Source organism: Methanosarcina subterranea (assembly GCF_055385895.1).
Map to the genome: position 1 here is coordinate 1,034,037 of NZ_AP042426.1, position 19,322 is coordinate 1,053,358.

At 40.5% G+C, this 19,322-nt stretch carries 22 protein-coding genes; 10 read left to right on the forward strand and 12 right to left on the reverse strand.

Annotation, left to right across the window (positions count from 1 at the left end):
• Positions 1–421 precede the first annotated feature (421 nt).
• Entirely contained in the window at positions 422–1,699 is a 1,278-nt protein-coding gene (locus ACZ5A8_RS04575; RefSeq protein ID WP_464532477.1) for a cell surface protein, read from the forward strand.
• A gap of 10 nt (positions 1,700–1,709) precedes the next feature.
• On the opposite strand, the gene ACZ5A8_RS04580 is transcribed toward ACZ5A8_RS04575, so the two are convergent.
• Positions 1,710–1,907 carry a hypothetical protein gene (locus tag ACZ5A8_RS04580; RefSeq protein WP_464532479.1) on the reverse strand — a complete coding sequence of 66 codons (198 nt, stop codon included), beginning with the start codon at positions 1,905–1,907 and terminating at the stop codon, positions 1,710–1,712.
• A 479-nt stretch (positions 1,908–2,386) separates the two neighbouring features.
• Here ACZ5A8_RS04580 and ACZ5A8_RS04585 point away from each other — a divergent pair, with 479 nt between their 5' ends.
• Together ACZ5A8_RS04585 and alaXM are read left to right on the forward strand one after the other, a co-directional pair.
• Entirely contained in the window at positions 2,387–6,100 is a 3,714-nt protein-coding gene (locus ACZ5A8_RS04585; RefSeq protein ID WP_464532480.1) for a PGF-pre-PGF domain-containing protein, read from the forward strand.
• Between the two features lie 754 nt (positions 6,101–6,854).
• On the forward strand, positions 6,855–7,592 hold the full coding sequence (gene alaXM, locus ACZ5A8_RS04590) for an alanyl-tRNA editing protein AlaXM (RefSeq protein WP_464532482.1): 738 nt from the start codon (positions 6,855–6,857) through the stop codon (positions 7,590–7,592).
• 637 nt (positions 7,593–8,229) lie between these two features.
• On the opposite strand, the gene ACZ5A8_RS04595 is transcribed toward alaXM, so the two are convergent.
• Both ACZ5A8_RS04595 and ACZ5A8_RS04600 read right to left on the reverse strand, forming a co-directional pair.
• Entirely contained in the window at positions 8,230–8,385 is a 156-nt protein-coding gene (locus ACZ5A8_RS04595; RefSeq protein WP_322224960.1) for a hypothetical protein, read from the reverse strand.
• 146 nt (positions 8,386–8,531) lie between these two features.
• Complete coding sequence (locus ACZ5A8_RS04600; RefSeq protein ID WP_322224961.1) at positions 8,532–8,690, reverse strand: VOC family protein; 159 nt, start codon at positions 8,688–8,690, stop codon at positions 8,532–8,534.
• Positions 8,691–9,051: 361 nt separating this feature from the next.
• Here ACZ5A8_RS04600 and ACZ5A8_RS04605 point away from each other — a divergent pair, with 361 nt between their 5' ends.
• Positions 9,052–9,723, forward strand: a complete 672-nt coding sequence (locus ACZ5A8_RS04605; protein WP_464532484.1) for a diacylglycerol/polyprenol kinase family protein — start codon at positions 9,052–9,054, stop codon at positions 9,721–9,723.
• 750 nt (positions 9,724–10,473) lie between these two features.
• Here ACZ5A8_RS04605 and ACZ5A8_RS04610 read toward each other — a convergent pair.
• A complete protein-coding gene (locus tag ACZ5A8_RS04610; RefSeq protein ID WP_464532485.1) occupies positions 10,474–11,514 on the reverse strand; it encodes a calcium/sodium antiporter in 1,041 nt (346 codons plus the stop codon).
• Between the two features lie 1,095 nt (positions 11,515–12,609).
• On the opposite strand from ACZ5A8_RS04610, the gene ACZ5A8_RS04615 reads away from it, so the two are divergent.
• The 3 genes from ACZ5A8_RS04615 (at position 12,610) to ACZ5A8_RS04625 (ending at position 14,002) form a co-directional block, all read left to right on the forward strand.
• Positions 12,610–12,798, forward strand: a complete 189-nt coding sequence (locus ACZ5A8_RS04615; protein ID WP_229388750.1) for a DUF2795 domain-containing protein — start codon at positions 12,610–12,612, stop codon at positions 12,796–12,798.
• A gap of 20 nt (positions 12,799–12,818) precedes the next feature.
• Complete coding sequence (locus ACZ5A8_RS04620) at positions 12,819–13,007, forward strand: DUF2795 domain-containing protein (protein ID WP_464532487.1); 189 nt, start codon at positions 12,819–12,821, stop codon at positions 13,005–13,007.
• 800 nt (positions 13,008–13,807) lie between these two features.
• Positions 13,808–14,002: a CxxC-x17-CxxC domain-containing protein gene (locus ACZ5A8_RS04625; protein WP_464532489.1), complete on the forward strand. Its 195-nt coding sequence runs from the start codon at positions 13,808–13,810 to the stop codon at positions 14,000–14,002.
• Positions 14,003–14,157: 155 nt separating this feature from the next.
• Here the strand turns inward: ACZ5A8_RS04625 and ACZ5A8_RS04630 are convergent, their stop codons facing one another.
• From ACZ5A8_RS04630 to ACZ5A8_RS04665, 8 genes are all read right to left on the reverse strand, one after another.
• Positions 14,158–14,529, reverse strand: coding sequence for a hypothetical protein (locus ACZ5A8_RS04630; protein WP_464532491.1), 372 nt, complete (start codon positions 14,527–14,529; stop codon positions 14,158–14,160).
• Positions 14,530–14,560: 31 nt separating this feature from the next.
• A complete protein-coding gene (locus tag ACZ5A8_RS04635; RefSeq protein WP_464532493.1) occupies positions 14,561–15,121 on the reverse strand; it encodes a toll/interleukin-1 receptor domain-containing protein in 561 nt (186 codons plus the stop codon).
• Positions 15,122–15,142: 21 nt separating this feature from the next.
• Positions 15,143–15,283 (reverse strand): hypothetical protein, encoded by a 141-nt coding sequence (locus tag ACZ5A8_RS04640; protein ID WP_322224968.1) that lies wholly within the window; start codon positions 15,281–15,283, stop codon positions 15,143–15,145.
• A gap of 126 nt (positions 15,284–15,409) precedes the next feature.
• Positions 15,410–15,895 carry a DUF6448 family protein gene (locus ACZ5A8_RS04645; RefSeq protein WP_464534010.1) on the reverse strand — a complete coding sequence of 162 codons (486 nt, stop codon included), beginning with the start codon at positions 15,893–15,895 and terminating at the stop codon, positions 15,410–15,412.
• Complete coding sequence (locus ACZ5A8_RS04650; RefSeq protein WP_464532495.1) at positions 15,892–16,068, reverse strand: hypothetical protein; 177 nt, start codon at positions 16,066–16,068, stop codon at positions 15,892–15,894. Before ACZ5A8_RS04650 ends, ACZ5A8_RS04645 begins: the two co-directional genes overlap by 4 nt.
• Before the next feature lie 143 nt (positions 16,069–16,211).
• Complete coding sequence (locus tag ACZ5A8_RS04655) at positions 16,212–16,376, reverse strand: TOBE domain-containing protein (RefSeq protein WP_464534012.1); 165 nt, start codon at positions 16,374–16,376, stop codon at positions 16,212–16,214.
• Positions 16,377–16,814: 438 nt separating this feature from the next.
• Positions 16,815–17,264, reverse strand: coding sequence for a transposase (locus ACZ5A8_RS04660; protein WP_464534013.1), 450 nt, complete (start codon positions 17,262–17,264; stop codon positions 16,815–16,817).
• Positions 17,261–17,635: an IS5 family transposase gene (locus ACZ5A8_RS04665; protein ID WP_464534015.1), complete on the reverse strand. Its 375-nt coding sequence runs from the start codon at positions 17,633–17,635 to the stop codon at positions 17,261–17,263. Before ACZ5A8_RS04665 ends, ACZ5A8_RS04660 begins: the two co-directional genes overlap by 4 nt.
• 93 nt (positions 17,636–17,728) lie before the next feature.
• Between ACZ5A8_RS04665 and ACZ5A8_RS04670 the strand changes: the two genes are divergently transcribed.
• The 3 genes from ACZ5A8_RS04670 (at position 17,729) to ACZ5A8_RS04680 (ending at position 19,313) form a co-directional block, all read left to right on the forward strand.
• Positions 17,729–17,986: a hypothetical protein gene (locus ACZ5A8_RS04670; protein WP_464532497.1), complete on the forward strand. Its 258-nt coding sequence runs from the start codon at positions 17,729–17,731 to the stop codon at positions 17,984–17,986.
• Between the two features lie 69 nt (positions 17,987–18,055).
• On the forward strand, positions 18,056–18,256 hold the full coding sequence (locus ACZ5A8_RS04675; protein WP_464532498.1) for a hypothetical protein: 201 nt from the start codon (positions 18,056–18,058) through the stop codon (positions 18,254–18,256).
• Between the two features lie 388 nt (positions 18,257–18,644).
• Complete coding sequence (locus tag ACZ5A8_RS04680) at positions 18,645–19,313, forward strand: META domain-containing protein (RefSeq protein WP_464532500.1); 669 nt, start codon at positions 18,645–18,647, stop codon at positions 19,311–19,313.
• Positions 19,314–19,322 lie beyond the last annotated feature (9 nt).

Consider the following 19,322-nt stretch of genomic DNA (forward strand, 5'->3'; position numbering starts at 1 on the left):
CCTCCGACTGGTATTTTTATAACGTTAGTCTTGGATACATCGGTTGGATTATATTGGTTAGATTTGCCTTCAGCATAAAATATTTTAATTGATTTGTATGTGTCTTATCGAGGATAGCTTTTCTTTTATTCCTCTTTCTCATTCAAGAATAGGATTACATAGAGCAAACTTTAACATATACAGGGACTAAAGAATTATACCTCTAATAATCGCATCAAATAGTTAACTTTACTAAATTATTTAGTTTATTGGATTATTAATTGTTTTAAGTTCTAAATCTTAAATCTTAGATCTTAAATCTTAAATTTTAAATCTTAAGTCTTAAACCTCATCAAGTTACAAACCTTATAAAAATTATTAGCTTATATATTTATTGACTTCATATGTTTATTAACCTAATCAAACTCAAGGAAGGCCCATATTGAAGTGGATTAAAAAGCTCTTCGGAAAACAAGAAAGATCACATGAAAAAGCTGTTTCCAGCGAAGTCAGTTTTGATGGACTGCCCGTTTGGCTGGAGGAGAATTCTCAAAAAGTATCTTCTGAAATAGAAAAGGATGTTTCAGGCCTTTTCAGAGAGCTTGAGGTTGCAATTTCTGAGCTTAAAGAAAGCAATGCCCGGCTTCTGGAAGCAAAAGTTGAAGGAGATTTTGACATAAGGGCTGTAAAACGAGCGAAGAGCAACCGGGAAAATGTAACAAAGCAAGTAGGAGTATTCATAGATAAACTCGGAGTTCTGGAGAATGCCGATTTCAGGGCTCTTAAAGGATTTCATGAAGCAGCTGTGCAGAACCTGGACACCTGCCTTGAACATATGAACCAGAGTTTCCGATACACCAGGGTTGTCTTCCCTCTGGAATCAAAAGATGTTACTGAAAGCCTTGGCAGGCTGGGTCAGGTCCTTAATAGTCTCAGGGAAACAATCAGGGAACATAAACAAGAAATGGAAGCTATCGAAGCAGCTTCTACAGGCATAAAGGAAGTGAGAGAACTAACTGCTTCAATAGAGGTCGAAAAACTGGAACTCGAATCCAAAAACAGGAAAATTCTGGCTTTAAGAGACGAAGCTGCCAGAACCGGTCAGGCTCTCGAAGAGTTCAAACGGGGAGAAGCCTGGCAAAGTATGCAGAGCCTTCAGGATGAATCAGATACAGCCAGAGACAGGCTCAAAAAAGCCGAAACAGGCCTGAATTCCCTTTTCGTTCCTTTTTCAGGCAACCTCTCGAAGATAAAAAAACTTCATGAAAGCGGCAGGTATACCCTGAAACCAGAGGTAAAGCAGCAGCTTGACATCTGCCTTGAATCCCCTGTAAACCTTGATCTTTCTTTTTTCCCGGAGCTTCAGAAAATTTTTGGAGACCCTACTCTTGATATACAAACTCAAAAGAAAGAAAAAGCCCTTTCACAGGTCAAGTCCGCATCTTCGGCCTTTGAAGAGAAGAAAAAAGAGTATATTGAGGCCCGGAAGGTTTTTGAAGCAAAAAAAGCAGAACTGGCAGGCTCAGATACCGGAAAACTTGCCGGACTTGAACATAAAGAGACAGAACTGCTGGCAAGAGCCCGCCTGCTTGAAGAAGAGATCGAAAGTTCCGAAAAGAAACTGGCTGCCTTAAAAGAAGATCTCAAAACTAGAGAAAAAGAGCTTCAGGCCAGTGTGGCTGTAATTGACAGCACTGTAAGAATTCAATTCCTTCCCTGACATCCCGGAGTTATAATATTACCTGAAGGGCCTGAAACAGGGGGAATTTTAGAGAAATCCCTCTTCCCTGAGAAATAGTTTCCCTGAGAAATCCTCCTCTTAACCATAAATTATTTTTCAATCTAAATTTTCTGTCTCTTCTTATTTCTGCTTTTTTCCTGTCGCGTTTCTTCCTGACTTTCCTCTTCTCCTCCTCCTTTTTTTGCAAGAAAAACGGTCCCCTGACGGCGTGATAATAACGACCCGGTATAAAGAAAATGGTTGTAGCGGTTATGGATATTTTTAATTCAGCCCTCCTAAATGAAGCTCACTACTATAGCCCATAAATCAGTCCTCTTGAGCGAAACGGAGTGGAGTGAAAAGGACCGCGTACTCCCGAGGCGCAATTCGGGCGAGGCGCAATTCGGGCGAGGCGCAATTCGGGCGAGGCGCAATTCGGGCGAGGCGCAATTTGGGCGAGGCACAATTCGGGGTTGACAACCTAACAGTCTACCTTAACGTTTTATCTTATCAGTTTATCTTATGAATATATAAATTATCAGCTCGTTAATTTTACTCTGAGAACTCAATTTCGTGGGGGATGAGAGCTTTTTCGGATAGTTACCTGTATTCTGTGTTACCTGTGTCTTTCATGTGACTATTGAGTGCTTTCCGGATAATTTTTAACAAATTAATGCGCTGGTCGTTATGAGTAAAGTATTATTTCGTTTATCTGTCAATGTCTTTCTGATCTCTGTTTTTCTATCAGGAGCCCTGAGTTCCTGCGTTTCGGGCATCCAGGGGGCTTCTGCAGTTGAATCCATCCTGACTGAACACGATAGTGGAAATAGCAGTATTTCCAGGGAAGATACAGGGTGGGGGGCTGTTTCTTCCGGAGAGCCTTTAAGCCCTGCACAGCAGAAGCTCTCAGGTGATCTGCTGCAGTTGAGTGACGAACGCTATCTTTCCGGAAAAGAGTCCTCTGAAACTCTGCGAGCCCGTATGGCAAAGCTGGGGCAGTTAAGTCAGGCAGATCCTGCTTCGAGAAGGGCGGTTCTTTCAGGCGAAAACCCGGGGAATTATCCAGGTTCAGGGAAAAATGCCAGTGAATCTTCTTTCTATTTGGCTGAAAAAGTTTATGTGTACATTTATCTGGAGCCTTTAGCACGCAGCAATATACTTGACGGGTACTGCGAGGTTGCGGAGAGAGATGAAGAAAATCATATCGCAGTGGCGTGGGTTCCGCTCGAATCCCTCGAGACGCTTGCTTCTCTTCCTGAGGTAAGGAGTATTCAAACTGTTCTTCCTCCCTTTGTCAGGCAGAGAAGTACGGTTTCGGAAGGTGACTCCATTCTTAACTCTTCCAGCCTCAGGGAACTTTACGGAGTAAACGGGACAGGGATCAAAATCGGAATTATATCTGACGGGGTAGACAACCTTGAGGACGTACAGGCCATGGGTGATATTCCTTCCGATGTGCATATCTTGAGCAATAAGGTAGGGGGAAACGAAGGCACGGCTATGCTTGAAATCGCCCATGATATCGCACCAGGGGCAGAACTGTATTTTCACGACTGCGGAGGCAGCAGGCTCGAATTCAACAGGGCTGTCGATGCTATTGTTAATGAAGGGTGCACTGTTATCTGTGATGATATAGGCTGGCTTTCCGAGCCTTTTTTTGAAGATGGGATAGTAGCAGACCATGTAAAAGAGCTTGTAAAAAAGCATGATCTCCTTTACATAAGTTCTGCGGGAAATTCCGGAGACAGCCATTACCAGGGGTTTTTCCATGACAACGGGAGTGGCTGGCATGATTTCAGCAGCGGGCAGGGAGAGGTAAAGAATCTAGAACTCGAGGTCCAGCCCTCGGGAGAGGCATGGGTTTTTCTCCAGTGGGACGATAGATGGGAACATTCGGGAAATAATTATGACCTTTACCTTAAAGACAGGAAAACTTCAGAGGTCATTGCGTCCAGTGCGGTCTACCAGGACGGAGACAACCTGCCCCTTGAATATATTATGTATACCAATAATGGAAAAAGCGCCCTTAACGCTTCTATTGAGATCAAAAAGACTTCCGGGGAAGCAAAAGAACTCGAGCTCTATATCTATTACTGGCCGGGAGTAACAATTAATCCTGAAAATATCGTTGCCGAAGACTCAATTTTCGGGCACCCTGCCCTGCCTGAAGTAATAACTGTGGGAGCAGTCGGGACAGGAGAATCCGGAGGTTACGAGATCGAGTATTTCTCTTCCATTGGTCCGGCTACGATCTCCTATCCTTCTCAGGAAGTTCGTCCGAAAGCTGATCTTTCAGGGCTTGATGGTGTAAGTGTCACTGGTAAGGGTGGAATTTCAGAGAAATTTTACGGCACAAGCGCATCTTCTCCACATGTTGCAGCTGTTGCAGGGCTTGTCTGGAGCGCTTTTCCGGAAAAATCGGCTATGGATATAAGAAGGCTGCTTTATACTTCATCAACAGATCTGGGTGAGCCCGGATATGATACTGTTTTCGGACACGGGCTTGTGAATGCCCTCAGGATGCATGAACAGGCATCAGGAGACCCTTCTGTTTTTATTGTAAGAACAGACGGGAACGGGGATTTTGCCTCAATCTCGGAAGCAATAAATAGCAGCAGGCCCGGAGATTCTATTCTTGTATACCCCGGAACATACAGGGAAAACGTGTATGTGCCCTGGGCTCTTAACATAAGTTCCGTTTCCGGAAAGCCTGAGGACACCATTCTCGAAGCTGAATATTCCGGAGAGCCTGTTATTCATGTGACTGCAAATTCTGCGAATATCAATGGGTTTGGTATAAACGGTTCTACCCGTGCTGGCATATATCTCGAAAGTGCAGGTGCCTGTATGCTTACGAATAATAAGGTGTCAGGCTGTAGTCAGGGAGTCCTTCTTGAAGAGTCGTTTAATAACACTCTTACAGAAAATAACATTTCAAATAATGCTGAAGGGCTCAGGCTAACAGATTCTTTCCTGAACACAATCCTTGAGAACGAATTTGATGACAACAATGTCAATATCAATGAAAGTTTCAATCAAAGTCCCTCAGGAGATACAGGACTTTCGAACACTTGGAATACAGCTTCAAAGGTATTTTATCTTTATAATGACAGAATCTATGAAAGTCGATTTGGAAATTTTTACTCGGACTATAACGGACCGGATACAGATGGCAGTGGAATAGGAGACACTCCTTATGGCAGTGATTCTTTCCCGCTTATTACCAGATTGGCATCGTACTCCACGGGTTTTGAATTAGGAAGTGCAATTCCTGCTCAGGATCCCGCTTCCTTTGAAGGGGATACTCTGGAATTCGGGATTCGTTCTACAAGAAACTGCACCTTCAGCTGGTTACTAAATGGAGCTCTTCTACAGATAAACGAATCTGCTTCTTCTGCGGTTCTTTCCATTAATGCCGGAGAAATGATAGGTAGCATCACAGAAATCAGCACTGTCGCCCCTCTTAGAACCGAATACAATATGACGGTTATTGCGGTAAACGGTATGATAAACAGCTCTTCAACCCTGCAACACAGCTGGAACTGGACTATCTATCCTGCAGAAGAAAAGATGGACGCGCCTGAGGACGTAAATGAAGATAATATAATCAGGAGCAACACTTCAGGAGGAGAAAACAAAAAGAATTCAGGAGCCGGGAGAAGTGGAGGAAGTGGAGGAAGCGGAGGAAGCGAAGGAAGTGGTTCGATTGCCAGCTCTCCTGAGCCTTCAAGCAATATCGAAAGTAAGGAACTGGCACAGAGTTTCATTACCAGTGGAAACCATATCCTGTTTGATTTTGCCAGGAATGCAACACCTGTAACAGCTGTAGAATTTGATGTGAGGAAAAACGCCGGAAAAGTTACAGTTATCGTAGAAATGCTAAAAAACCGGTCAGTTCTGGTTTCAGGCTTGCCGGAAGGCGAGGTTTACAGACACTTTAATATCTGGGCTGGCAGCAGTGGGTTTGCATCCCAGGAAAATATACAGGACCCAGCAGTCGATTTCAGGGTAGAAAAAAACTGGCTTTCCGAAAATGGAATTGACCCTACCTCAGTTTCTCTATACAGGTATTCTGACTCAAACTGGACAGAACTTTCTTCCAGAATTACCGGAGAAGATGAGTCATTTTTCTATTTTGAATCGAAAACTTCAGGTTTTGCATCTTTTGCAGTTACTGGCAAGAAGCAGAGCGAGTCTCCACAGTTTTCTTCTCCTACAGGTTTGCAGAACAACTCATCTGAAACAGGTCCTGACGGGGCTCCTGAAATTTGGATTGCACGCGAGAGTGCGGATAACTTCACAGAAAAGGTCAACGAAAATAAGAGGAACATTCCATCCCTCAGCTTTGGGACATGCATTTTCCTCTTGATTGCAGGCGCACTGTGGGTTAAAAAGAAGTGAAGTACATATCGGAAGAACGGTAGATAGAATAGGTTCGTCCAGTTTTATATGTTGGCGTTTTATTAGGTAGATGTTTTTGAGTACAAAGTAAATAAGGGCTGGTCTGAAATCCTGCATCACCCTAGTTTCGCTTCGGGATCACAGGAAATCGAAGATTTTCTGGGAGCTGCACTGCAAGTGCAACAGCACGAGGTCCTTTTCGCTACGCTTCACTTCGCTCAAGAAGACTAAACTGCTTTTTTGTTTTTCTATTTTTTAGTTTCTTCTTTCTTCCTTTCCCTCTTCTTTCTTTCTGCTTCTTTCTTTTTTTTGGGAAAGGCTGCCAGACAGGCTGGCGGAGGCGTTTATATTTACCTGTGAATTAAAATCGATTTTCGGGATCAAAAGAATTATTTCTCAAACCATGGGGGATATCTTCAGAGAACCTGTAATTTTCAAAAGCAGTGCCGATTAGTATATTTTTCTTTTTTCATACTGACGGGCTGGCCCATGGCCCGGACGGCGCAGATGAGAAAAACCAAAGATTCCTTCTTCGTATTCCGGAATAGATCAACCGCTAATAAATGACCTTTTAACATGTTATTTAGAAACTCTTTTAAAGGAATATCCATTTACCTGATAATATATTTGAGAATCAGTGTACAGTGTACTTTATTTTTTCACTTTATAGTACGCTTTAAGAGCTATCAACATTTTTGAATGTCTTCCTTAAAATTGAATTTGTAAAGAGTTTCTTAAGTAAAGAGGTTTGCCAATGACAGAAGTGCTTTATTTCCTTGATTGTTACTTGAAAGAATTCGAAGCAACCGTTGAAAAAGTGACTGATGATAAATATGTCGTCCTTGACCGCACAGCTTTCTATCCCGAGAGCGGAGGACAGCCCAGTGATGCCGGAAAGCTGATAAGAGAGGAAGATGGGGCTGAGTTTGAGATTATTTATGTCGGCAAGTTCAATGGAGACCTCAGCCATGAAATCGCTCTTGCAGGTGAAACTGAATCTGCAGTCCTGAAAGCCGGAGATAGGGTAAAAGGGGTCATTGACTGGGAACGCCGTTACAGGCACATGCGCATGCATACTGCAACCCATGTAATTGCAAATGTGATCGAAAAAGAAGCCGGAGCCCAGATTACCGGAAACCAGCTTGGGCTTGATCAGAGTCGGGTTGATTTCAGCCTTGAAGCTTTTGATAGGGACAAATTCGCAGAATACGAGAAAATTGCAAACGAAATAATAGCCGGTAACCACCATGTAAATCTCTACCTGGTCAGCCGCAGGGAAGCTGAAGAAAAACTCTCAAGGCTTACTACACTTGCCAAAGGTTTCTCTGAAGAAATTAATGAAGTCCGTCTTGTGGAAATAGAAGGAATCACAATTGAAGCCTGCGGGGGTACACACCTGAAAAACACAGGAGAGATAAAAAGAATAAAAATTGAGAAGCTCCAGAACAAGGGAAAAAGCAACCGAAGAATGTATTTCTCGCTTCTGGACTGAAAAAGCTACCGGTAAATGGGGATCTTTTCCGCAATATAAGGATTTACTTCAAAGAAGGAATACCCACTGGTATAATTTAAGTCAACTCTCGTTTAATTTGTTTATAATTGACTTTTTTAAATTCTTTCATTTTTTGCTTTTTCAGTTTATTTTTGTATTCTCCTTCTTTTCAGCCAGCTTTTCAGCTTTATATTTTTCAGTCAGGATTTGATCTCCAATTTTTCTCCTGTTTTAAAGTATACGATGATTTTTGAGTATGAATACCATTATCTATTATAGTATATAATTCTCTTATTATAGATAAAAACAATAAGGAGGAATATTGCTTAAATCAAAGTATAAGGTTATACCTTGCAATATTCCTTCAGAAATTCTTTTATAGGGGGAATAAGCTGGTATCTGATACTCTGATCACGATATGGGTTATCTCGGTAATTGTTTCGCTTGCCGTGGTCCTTTTTGATGTATTTACCCGGAACAGGAAACTTACTCCTGTAATAATGGTTTTCTGGATACTCCTTATCGTATTGCTGTCGATTTTTGGGGTAGTTCTTTACTACTTCCTGGGAAGAAAAAGGTTAACGTAACAGCCAGGGGTCATGTCCCTTCAGAAATTCTACTTTATTTTTTTAAATAATCAGATTGTTCTTTTGAATGGGCGACCATTCTTCTCTTTTAACGGGCAATTCCGGGTTACTTGCTTCTTCTTCTCTTGCCAGAGCCCAAAAGCATTATCTTCGGTGTCCATACGGATTGCAAGGTATCTCCAGCCGGGGATGATAGTTTTTGGCATCAATATTTTGAGCCGGAGATGACAGTTTTTGGCATCAATATTTTGCTTCGGAGTTCTTTTACCTTTTCGAGGCGTTTGTCTACCTAAGAAACTCCAATATAGCTCATTATTCTCTGGTCTATAGCTTCCCTTTTCCCGAGTCCTCCTCAGGGTCCGGGTTCCCATTCAAGCCCCACAGTTTCAATCATGTAGTAATCTACTGTTTCCAGAGGCTTCTCAAACTTCCAGCCAAATAATCTTGCGTAAAACTTCTTTGTCCTCTCAGAGTTGTCTGCCGGAATATCAAAGTAAACTCTTGCTGGCATTTATCCCCAAAAGTACTCGATTTTGAATGATTTAGTTCTGGAGATTGTAGAAATTCTCAGAGGGTTATTACAACTGGGTATCTGATAAGAGGGCATTTAAGGAAATACCAGTTTTATAGCGAATATAGCCTGATCTGCAAATTTATTCTGAATACATTTATTATATTCAACAAAATAATTCTCTTCAATGAAATAATCGTCTTAATAATCGTCTTAATAATCGTCTTAATAAGCAGGATTTACGGCAGTACCGGGTCGTACTGGTGGCTATGCTTTTCACTTTATTCCGCAAACTTCAACCCGGATATTAGTCGGACTTAAACAGGTGTAACTCATAAGGTATAACTCATGAAGTGATTCTATGGCAAACCTGAACCAGGAAGGAGCCAGATGTGACTATCGCGACAAAAAGTCTTCTCTTAAAGGTGAGATTGAACGCCAGCTAATACATCTTTCTACAGGAATTTTTTTTATCCTTTTCATTTATGCAACCGGAGACCAGGCATTATGGTTCCTGCTGTTTCTGCTTGCTTTCTATCTGGCAATATCTTTTGTGATTTTAAAGGATATGCTTCCTTCTTCACTTTCCACTTTCCTTTGCAGGTGGGGACGGCCCGGGAAGCAGAACATCCCTCTTAAAGGGACCATTCTGCTTGTTTGCGGGATAGTTGTCTCTCTGGTGTTGTTCCCCAAAGAAATCGTATCTGCTTCGATTGCAGTGGTCGGGTTTGGAGACTCGGTAGCAACCATTATAGGCGTTACCATGGGCAGGCATAAATTGCCTTATTCGGAACAAAAGAGCGTGGAAGGAACGCTTGCAGGCATTATAGCAGCTTTTCTTGCCTCGTTGATTTTTGTAACTCCTGCTCAGGCATTTGTCGGGTCAGCAGGCGGGATGTTACTGGAAAGTGTTGTGGATTTACAGACGATAAGAGAACTTAATTCTCAAGCAGCATTCAGGTTCTTCCTCAATGACAATTTTTTAATTCCCATATTTTCAGGTTTACTCATGTTTACTCTCGAACTTCTGTAATGTCTGAAGCCATTACCTCTATTATGCTGAAGATTTAAATTCGATGAGATTTATATTTACTATATCTATAATTTATAGATAAATAAATCATATATCTGTAAATTGTCTGTAAATTATCTGTAAATGGGGGTAAACAAATGACAGGGATTATAAGATTGATTATTGGGCTGATAATTCTGATAATTCTAATTCAGCTACTGCTGAGTTTGCTTTAATCGGCAGGAAAAAGAATAGCGTCCAGTTATTATTGTTAGTTATTATCATTTTATATTATAGGGGGTTGATAAACGGTAGCGTGCCGGATTGTTAGAATAGTAGCGGTCTCGCTGCACTGATAATTTGATTTTTCTGCTGCGGGTGCTTCTGAACATGAATTTGATTTAATGAAAAAAGAAACAGCTAAGGAGTAATTCAGTATCTGGAAAATGGGCTGCTGGGAAATAACCAATAAGTCTTTGAAACCGTATTAATAGCGTTGAGACTTCCGGATAAAACATATAAATCAAAAAGCAGGCCAACCAGAATAGAATACGTAAATCAGGATATAAAGGCTAAACCAAAATAGCAATCATCAGAATAAAGGCATTACCTTTTTCAGGATATGCCTTTATGCCTTTATTCCTTAATTCTTTATATCCGTCTGTGATTCCACTTTTTTATTCGAATATTCCTATCCTGTTATTCCTATCCGAATATCTTACCAAATATCTTACCGAATATCTTATCATAATACTCTTATCCGAATATTTCTCAGCTCATACTGAAAAGTACTGGAAGAAAAGCTGCATAGAAAACCATCAACGCTACTCCTTCCCACCTTTTTATCTCCCAGCCTGTGCTGATAAAGATAAGAAGGATTAAACTTATTACTATCATTACAGGAGTTGTAAAGAAGAGGCTTATTTCTACAACGCTTATGGGGTAGAGAAGCCCGGAAAGTCCGAGAATTAAAAATATGTTTGTGATATTCGAACCTATTATATTGCCAAGGGCTATACTTCCGTAACCCTGCCTCGCTGCGGATACCGTTACCACAAGTTCCGGAAGGGAAGTTCCGACTGCGACCAGAGTGGTACCTATGAGGGTATCCGGAATCCCCAGAAGTTCTGCAAAGAAAATTGACTCATTAACAAAATATCTTGCCCCTATTACAATTGCTGCACAGCTTAACACAAGAGTTAAGATATCTTTTGCAAATCCTCCTTCTGGCCGGCCATTTCCATCTTCTGAATCCGAGTTTCCGTTACGGTTTGAACCGTTGATCTTTTGCTTTGCACTGTTTATATATTTGAATTTGAAGAAATATATTATAAACTCTTTGAAGTGGAGTTTTCCCTCATATTTTTCTGCTTCCTCAAACAGGAAAAATACATAAGCGATATATAGCAGTACAAAAAGACCTGATTCAATTATTGATAGTTCTCCGTTGAGTGCAAAAACAAAAAATAGTACAGCTGAAAAGAGCATGATGTAGCCGTCTCTTTTAAGCATCTCAACTTCGGTTTTCATCGGAGAAAGAATTGCAGCAAGCCCGACAATTAGACCTATGTTAACAATGTTTGAGCCTACAACGTTCCCTACTACTATCCCGCTTGCGTGCTGAATAGAAGCGACTATAGAAGAAGCAAGTTCCGGGATTGATGTCCCCACTGCCACAAGAGTCAGTCCTATGACAAACTCCGAAACGCCAAGCTTTTTTGCAATTGTAGAAGCTGACTTTACAAAGTAGTCCGAACCCTTGACAAGAAAGACAAGGCCAAGTAAAAGAATGAGAAAATTTGTTGTGACCATATAATAACATCTGGTTTGTTTTTCTTCTGTTTATTCATTATTGACTTGGACTTTAATCTGAAGAACTCTTATTAAAGGTTTTCAGTTAAAATAAAAAATTAAAATTTTTGCTTACACTGGAGGCTGAAGCTTTTTCAGTTACAGGCATAAGCTTCCTACTGATGACCACGTGGAGATGGAATAATAATAATCTTTCATTTCGGGCAGCTGAGGCAATGAATAAAGCTTCAGACAAGTCAAACGTTAGGTATATATCTCATAACTAAAATTCGATTACATAAGGCTTTTTTTCGATTGTAACCTCTGAGACTCAGGTACGTTCAAGGAAGCTTTCTTTTATATGTAGTAGCTTTATTTTCTGATAGAGTATCTTTTCCGATTCGATAGCCATTTTGAAGAGACTTTTCTTTTATTACTCCGATTTCAATCCGGGTTTTATCCTGAACTTAAACTCAAATTGAAGCTATTTCCTACTCTTTCGAGTTTTCAGTGCAATCAGCCCACCATACTAATAAAAAATAAAGTGTTTCTAGACAAAAATAATCATCTTCTAACAAACGTTTTAGTTGAATTCTTTTTTATATTATATATTGCATAAATACTGAATGGAGGGTGGGCAACTAAGGGAAAAAGTAATGGCTATCCGAATCCTGCAAGGTGAACTTATTAAAAGGAATCCAGTCCAGGTTGGGGAGTCATAAGGCACAGTTTATCCGATAGGCACAGGTTATCCGGCTAAAAGAGATTCCTGTAAATATACCGAGGGAAAAAGCAACCAGGCATCAGATCTTTTGAGAGGTCTGCCTTTAAGGAATAAAGATGCCTTTGCTGATTGCCAAAAACTCGAACGTTTAGAACGAATACAACCTAACAAAGCACTGAATTTATAAGGAATTTGCGACAGCAAATCCAGTAAGGTCCACAAGGCGTTCGAATGTATTAATTTTCCTGTAACAGGATTTCCAGTTAATGTGCCAGGTATGATATCAGTAGTGAAGTTGTATATGTTCTAAAAGACCTTCCTGACAAAAGCTTATCGACTGCTCATGTCAATAAGGTGTTCGAGAGGGAGATAAAATTATATGGGGGAAAATCATGCAAACAAGTCCTATTGAAGTTCAGAAAGCTCTAAAGGGTATGGATTATCCTGCAAAAAAGAAGGAACTTATTGAGCATGCTAAAAAGCACAAAGCCAGTAATGAAGTAATGGAAGTTCTTCAGGACCTTCCTGACCAGGAGTACTCCAACGCTGCGGATGTTAGCAGAGAGTTCTCAGGTAAGTAAATAAAACCGGGGGGAAAATTATGCAAACAAGTCCTATTGAAGTTCAGAAGGCTCTAAAGGGTATGAATTATCCTGCACAGAAACAAAAACTCATTGAACATGCTAAAAAGCACAAAGCCAGCAATGAAGTAATGGAAGTTCTCGAGAGCCTTCCTGACCATGAATACTCCAACGCTGCTGACGTCAGCAAGGAATTCTCAGGCAAGTAACTCTAATCAAGAGTAAATCCGCCCTCCAAATGGGAGACTACTTATAAATAAATCAAAAGTAAATCCGGTTGAGACTCAGGGAGCTTAAACTATTCGGTTATTACAAAAAAGATAATCTGATAGGTACGCCGAATGAAAAAAGGTTCAGATTCAAGAAATCTATAGCGTTAAAAGGCTTCCTGGAAAAAGCCTGTAGCTTCCCATTTGAGGCAAGAAAAGAATCAGGAGGCTTTTAGCCTCCCCTTTTTTCAAATCGTTTCTTAATTTGTTTCTTAGTGTTTGTAGTTTTTTTAGCCCTATTAGCCTTATTATTTCAAATTTATTCTTATTATTTGGATTATACTGTCATTGTAATTCTGATGTGATGTTTCATTGGCAAAGTGTCATATTTACAGACCCCACTCTATTATTTTTAACTGATGGAAGCTTGGGCTCAGGCTGAAGCAGGAATAAAACTGTTTAGCAGGAATAAAACGATTACATTTATGCCGGCGATTACCATGTGAAATCTAACGAGTCTGGAAAACAGTAGAAACTACCATTCCGGAAAGTTAGATTACGTCAAAATAGCTGCATTACCCGACAGAAAATATTGTAACAACATCCGGCTTAAGAGCTTAAAATAAACTGCTAGAGACTTAATATACTTCAAATCCGATGCAACAATAATAAATATCACCATGCTAGATATTAATCATTCAATTAGTTCATCGAGACACACCAAAGAATAACCCATTCATAAGTGCGGCTCTTTTGAATTACTTGATATAAAACCAGGGGTTAACCAAAGGGGAAAACATATGGAACGAAAAGGTTTCCAGAGTAAAGACAGGGACCAGAGTAGAGAAGGTGGCTTCAGCAGAGAGCCACACCAGATGTACAAAGCAAAGTGTTCGAATTGTGATATGGAAACAGAGGTACCCTTTAAACCGGATCCTGATAGGCCGGTCTATTGCAGGGAGTGCTACGCAAAACAGAAAAGTAGAAAATTTTAAACCGGATGAGTTTCTGATAACTTAATTTTAACAGATATACTTCTTACAGACGACTTCTAACCTGTTTCTGAAGTCTTATCTGTAATTTTATTGTTTCCCAATTATCATACAGTAATTTTACTATTTCCTCCCACCTGTTTTTTTCTTCAGTCCTGTTACCTACCTTTCTCTGACTTGATGTCTGCTTGCTCCCTTGATTCCAGCTCCAGTTCTCTTTCTAACTTTGTAATATCGAACCATACTCTGAACAGTTCGTCTGTTACTGTATCTCTAATATCAATTTCAATGGGTTCGACCAGTGTATCTCTAACTGCTCTCCATTCTTCCCTGCGGATATCAACAATTTCCCAGGGGCCAGCAGAACTGTCTTTTACTCTGTCCCTGGAAAGCTGTAACAGGAGATGCTTCTTCTCTACTGGAGTAAGGTCTTCTATACCCTTGACTTCAGTCTCGCTTACGGTAGCCTCCCCCAATTTGGACTGAGCAACCATCGGTTCTCCGGGTTTATCTTTGATTCTTTTTTCCATTAATCCGTCTCCCTTCCTGTATTAGAAATACTCATGGTGTGGGCCTGAAGGTTCTCGGGTCAAGGTAAATGTTTCTCTGGCAGTAACTGCACATTGTTTCAAGGTGTTTCCCTGCAAGAAGAGCCCTCTCCACATCTTCCTCAGGTGAGATGTATTGTGTCATCTCCTCACCACAATAAGGGCACTTTATTTTCAGCCAATCCAGTTTCGTAAGCTGCCTTATGTTTTGTATAAGTTTTCCCAGAGCATCCTCATAGGCTTCAGGGTAAAAATTAATCGGCTGGAGATGACGTATAAGGAGGGGTAGTTCAACACCTGATTCTACCAGCGGAATTATTAACTGATCTATTCCTACAGCGAGTCCTATCTCCTGATTCACTTCCGGGGATATCACTCCTTCCTGGGTGATAATCGGGATAACGCAGTCTGACTGGCGGATTCCAAAACGTATTCTTTCAGCCAGAGAAAGGATTCGAGCTTTTCTATACAGGGCCGAAAAGCTCTCCAGCTCCACTGCCCACAGAGCCCTTGCCAGTTCCTGGGCAAGCAACTCGTCCTGTTCGCAATGAGATATGTAAATCTTTGTGATCATGCCTGTAATACTTGACCTGCGTTATCTTGTTTTCCGTGACTTATGTTCAGGCTCAGGATCCGGTTCGGGTTCAGGTATCGGTTCGGGTGAAGGAACCGGCTGCGGCTCCGGATCAGGTATCGGTTCAGGCTGGAAAGATGGTTTTCTGTCTTCTTTTGGCAAAATGATTCCCCCTTTATTCAATAATATAATTTCCCATCTATAATAACATAACCTTCAGGCTAATTTGTTTTCTTAGAAAGCACTGGTTGACATTTAAACTTATAAAGAAAATAAGAAAGACCGTTTTTAGTGGAGTTCTTCATCCTCAGTATGTTCGTCCTCAGCATGTTCGTCCTCTGTATAATGTCCTTCTTCTGGAGTGGTAGCGGTCTCGTATATTCTCTCAACATAGTGGACGAATGGCACATAAACCTCTACATACTCCCTTCCAGCTCTGACATCATCTGGATTGAAATTTTTCCTGGCAATTGATTTATCGTATTCTTCAAGAGTACCGTTCTGCACAGCATCTGTCAGAAGCTTTACCAGCTCGTCAGAAGAATTGTTCTCAAGAGCTCTGTCAGCAGCTTGAACAACTGGCCCAGGGTCAGTCCCTGCAGGTTTTAAGCCAGTGTAAGGCTCTCCCTCTGATTCTCTGTGAATGCGTGCTACCGTTTCAAAAAAGTACATATCTGCCAGATCTTTTGCTTCCGGGCTCAGCTTCCTAACTTCGAGCGTCTTATTGAATGCATCTCTGATCTGTGTCTCGTTCTCTTCCGGAACCCAAATCAGGGTAAAGTTCCATTACCGGTGTCCAGTGATTTCTGGGCAGCTTTGACGACAGGACCATCCAGAGCGTCACAATGTGCTCCAGCTGGTGTTAGAATTCCAATTGCAAAAACGCTGAGAGCTAGAAACGTTATAATCTGATTCTCATATCCCGCATCCCCTTTGATTATTATCATTTTCAGAATTCAGAAATAAAAATTTTCAAAATAATTTATTCCAAAAATTCCGAATTTTCAGAACCTGAAAAATTCATTTTAAGTCAGTAAAAATCTGTGTTTTGATAAATGCTTTCTATTAATGCAGGCCAAAACTATACCAGTCAGTCATAGGCTAACATGGCGCTTGTGGCTTTAATCACTGTATAGATCTCATGTCCTTCTTTCAAACCCAGCTTTTCGGCTGAATTTTTTGTAATAATCGAAGTAATCTCGATGCCACCCGGAAGTTCGACTATGATTTCCGAGTTAACCGATCCGTGTGCTATACTCTTGACTTTTCCTTAAGTACATTGCGTGCACTTATTTTCATTCTTATCTCCAGATTCTGGTTTTTATTTATTAATCAATAAGGTTAGTCTTGTGAATTATAGAAACATAGGAATCTGGCTTTCTGAACTTGGTTACTGAGCTTTAAGACTTCATTCTAGAGATTTACATATTGGATCTCTTCACCCATTGGAAGTACTCGGACCCCCGGGAAAATGTATCCAGCTTAAATGAAACACAACGTGTTGCAAATAAGTTGAAAGGGTGGGTTGAAGGTTAGTTTTTCAGGAGGATAATACCCAGGATTATGAACATTTTTCAGTACGAAATAAGTAATTATTAAACAGAGGATTTCTTAAACAGAGAATTTCTTAAACAGAGAATTTTCATTATTTTCAGAATAAGAGGTTCACATGGAGGATAACATCGAGCTCGTTTCAAAACTTCTCCTGTAGCTTTTCCCAATAAATAAAGAATGTTGCTAATATCACTAATGCCCTGAATATTCTGTCCAATCTTTCATACCTTAGGATAATTCTTCTGAATCCTATTTTTATCCTTGAGAAAAACCTTTCTACTGCCGACCTTTTCGCATACGATTTTTTACTAAATCTTCTAGGTCTTCCTCTTTTTCTTTTCTTTCTGTTTCTTTTGTTTTCAGGGATAGAAGCTTTGATTCTTCTCCTGTGCAGGTACTCTCGTACCTGCGTATCATCGTAAATTGAATCTGCTACTATTTCTTCTGGTCTTGTTATTGGTCTGTATCCGGTCCTTACCTTTATTGCTCCAATAGTCTCTTCAAATCTGTAAGGATCATATTCCGCTCCTGAACCAATAACAATGCTTATTGGAAGATCTTCTGAGGTTACGGCTGCATGAATCTTTATTCCTTTTCTCTTTTTGAATCCATTATACTCGACACTCTCCCCCCTTTTTTTGCTTCTACAAAACTGCTATCTATTGCAACAATTTCAAGGGAGAGTTGTCCATTCTGATAAGAATCACCTATGAGAGAATCAAAGATCTTATCCCAAACACCTTCTTCAGACCATCTTTTTAGTCGTCTCCAAGCAGTTACGTAAGATCCGTATTGTTTGGGCATATCTCGCCATTGACAACCTGTAACAAGAACATAAAGAATTCCATTAATGATCTGACGATCATTTACTCTCTTTCTCCCAACCTTCGGTTGGGGAGGAAGGTGTGAGTGAATATGAGCCCATTGAGCATCAGTAAGTTCTTCGAAATGTATACTAATCCCCTATATAATATAAAATCAAATAATATATAATTTTGAAACAGGCTCATCATTTATTCCGTTTGCGTTCAGGCGAGTGCGGATGAAACGGCAATGGAAGAATTGAAAGCTATTTATGATGAATATATCCCATATTTAAAGCCTAATATAAAAGATGCTGAGGAAATGATTAATCATATCAAAAGCAAATACCCAACTGAGGAGGATGCTTCTGCCAGGGGAAAAAAGGTTGTGGAGCTGAATGCACTGGGGTATCGGAAATATTTGCCAGATGATATATTTCAGGAAGATACTGCTCCGGATACAACAGCCCTAACCGTAAAAAACGAGGGAGCCGGAAAAACCCTTTAGGATAAACAGGAGCAGGATTATTATGACCTGCTTAAAGAACAAAAAAAATTAATAAAGAATATTGAAGAATTGCCTTTTGAGAAATATCCTATTATCGGCATCGAGAAACACAGTGGGTATGTCTTTGTTGAAGGCAGCCCATCACTTGCGGATGAAATAATACTGCTTCAGGGTTTAAACGCAAAGGAACTTAAAAACATATATTTAGTCGCTTATTATATTCAAATACTGAAAAAGAACAATCAACTGGGGTCCTTCCTAGCTACATAAAATAATCATGATCATGTGAAGCAGAGTTTTACAAAATATAATCTCTTTTTATGATGTAACCTATTAGATGATACCGCTAGCCTTGGATTTGCTTGTGTTTCTAAAACTTCTCTATACTTCTCATAAAGTCACCCTTTCTGGTTTTTTCTTTATGGAATATAAACAATCGTCAGATTATAGGTTCCGTTTTGTGAACATGGTTGCTGCCTGATAACTGTCATTTGTGGATGAGATTTGTTCAGAATTTACGTAAAATAATTGGAATAAATATTCGGTGACTGCGAATCAAACTGAAGCTTAAACAAAAGATATATTGAAGTGGCGCATTTCTCCATCTAATCACTCTCCATCTAATCACTCTCCATCTAATTGTATTACGAGGCATATTATGAAAATGAAAACTACGTCTATAGGCATGGTTTTACTCCTTACTATAGGAGTTATAACCGCGGTCTCCTTCTCGCTTGGATGTACTGAGCAGGAAGAAGCTCCTGTTGAGCCTTCAGATAACACTTCTGTCGAACCTGTAGAAAACACTCCTGCTGAGCCTGCAGAAAACACTTCTGTAGAGCCCGCTGAGAATATCTCTGCAGAATCCATAGAGAATACTCCTGCTGAATCCGCAGAAATCACGCCTGTTGAGTCTGCAGGAAGCGCAGGAAGCACTACCGAGGAACTTGAACCGGTTTCTGCTGACAATATCACCAGTATCGAATGGCAGTGGGCCAGCTTCCAGGACTCTGACAGCCCTGAAACCCAGATAACGGTGCCTGACCCTGAGAACTATACGCTTGCCTTTTTCGATGACGGCACATATTATATCAAAGCCGACTGCAACAGCGGTAGCGGGACTTATGTCCTTGAAGGAAACAACTTAACCCTTGGTCCTGTTACCATTACTCTTATGGCATGCGGGCCTGAATCTATGGATGGCGAATACCTGTCACTTTTACCCACTGTAGAAGCAGTGGCTCTTGAGGATGGACAACTTGTCCTTTACCCAGGAAACGAAGGTGACAAGATGTTCTTTACAAATGGAGGAGAGGCTGAACAGTAAAGGTTGATT

Bases quoted from the DNA above. Each gene is read 5' to 3' on its own strand.
- ACZ5A8_RS04610 (WP_464532485.1), bottom strand. From the start codon at position 11,514: ATGGTCACAACAAATTTTCTCATTCTTTTACTTGGCCTTGTCTTTCTT.
- ACZ5A8_RS04585 (WP_464532480.1), top strand. From the start codon at position 2,387: ATGAGTAAAGTATTATTTCGTTTATCTGTCAATGTCTTTCTGATCTCT.
- ACZ5A8_RS04605 (WP_464532484.1), top strand. From the start codon at position 9,052: ATGGCAAACCTGAACCAGGAAGGAGCCAGATGTGACTATCGCGACAAA.
- ACZ5A8_RS04635 (WP_464532493.1), bottom strand. From the start codon at position 15,121: ATGATCACAAAGATTTACATATCTCATTGCGAACAGGACGAGTTGCTT.
- ACZ5A8_RS04625 (WP_464532489.1), top strand. From the start codon at position 13,808: ATGGAACGAAAAGGTTTCCAGAGTAAAGACAGGGACCAGAGTAGAGAA.
- alaXM (WP_464532482.1), top strand. From the start codon at position 6,855: ATGACAGAAGTGCTTTATTTCCTTGATTGTTACTTGAAAGAATTCGAA.
- ACZ5A8_RS04630 (WP_464532491.1), bottom strand. From the start codon at position 14,529: ATGGAAAAAAGAATCAAAGATAAACCCGGAGAACCGATGGTTGCTCAG.
- ACZ5A8_RS04620 (WP_464532487.1), top strand. From the start codon at position 12,819: ATGCAAACAAGTCCTATTGAAGTTCAGAAGGCTCTAAAGGGTATGAAT.
- ACZ5A8_RS04670 (WP_464532497.1), top strand. From the start codon at position 17,729: ATGGAAGAATTGAAAGCTATTTATGATGAATATATCCCATATTTAAAG.
- ACZ5A8_RS04600 (WP_322224961.1), bottom strand. From the start codon at position 8,690: ATGCCAGCAAGAGTTTACTTTGATATTCCGGCAGACAACTCTGAGAGG.
- ACZ5A8_RS04615 (WP_229388750.1), top strand. From the start codon at position 12,610: ATGCAAACAAGTCCTATTGAAGTTCAGAAAGCTCTAAAGGGTATGGAT.
- ACZ5A8_RS04680 (WP_464532500.1), top strand. From the start codon at position 18,645: ATGAAAATGAAAACTACGTCTATAGGCATGGTTTTACTCCTTACTATA.
- ACZ5A8_RS04595 (WP_322224960.1), bottom strand. From the start codon at position 8,385: ATGCCAAAAACTATCATCCCCGGCTGGAGATACCTTGCAATCCGTATG.
- ACZ5A8_RS04650 (WP_464532495.1), bottom strand. From the start codon at position 16,068: ATGATAATAATCAAAGGGGATGCGGGATATGAGAATCAGATTATAACG.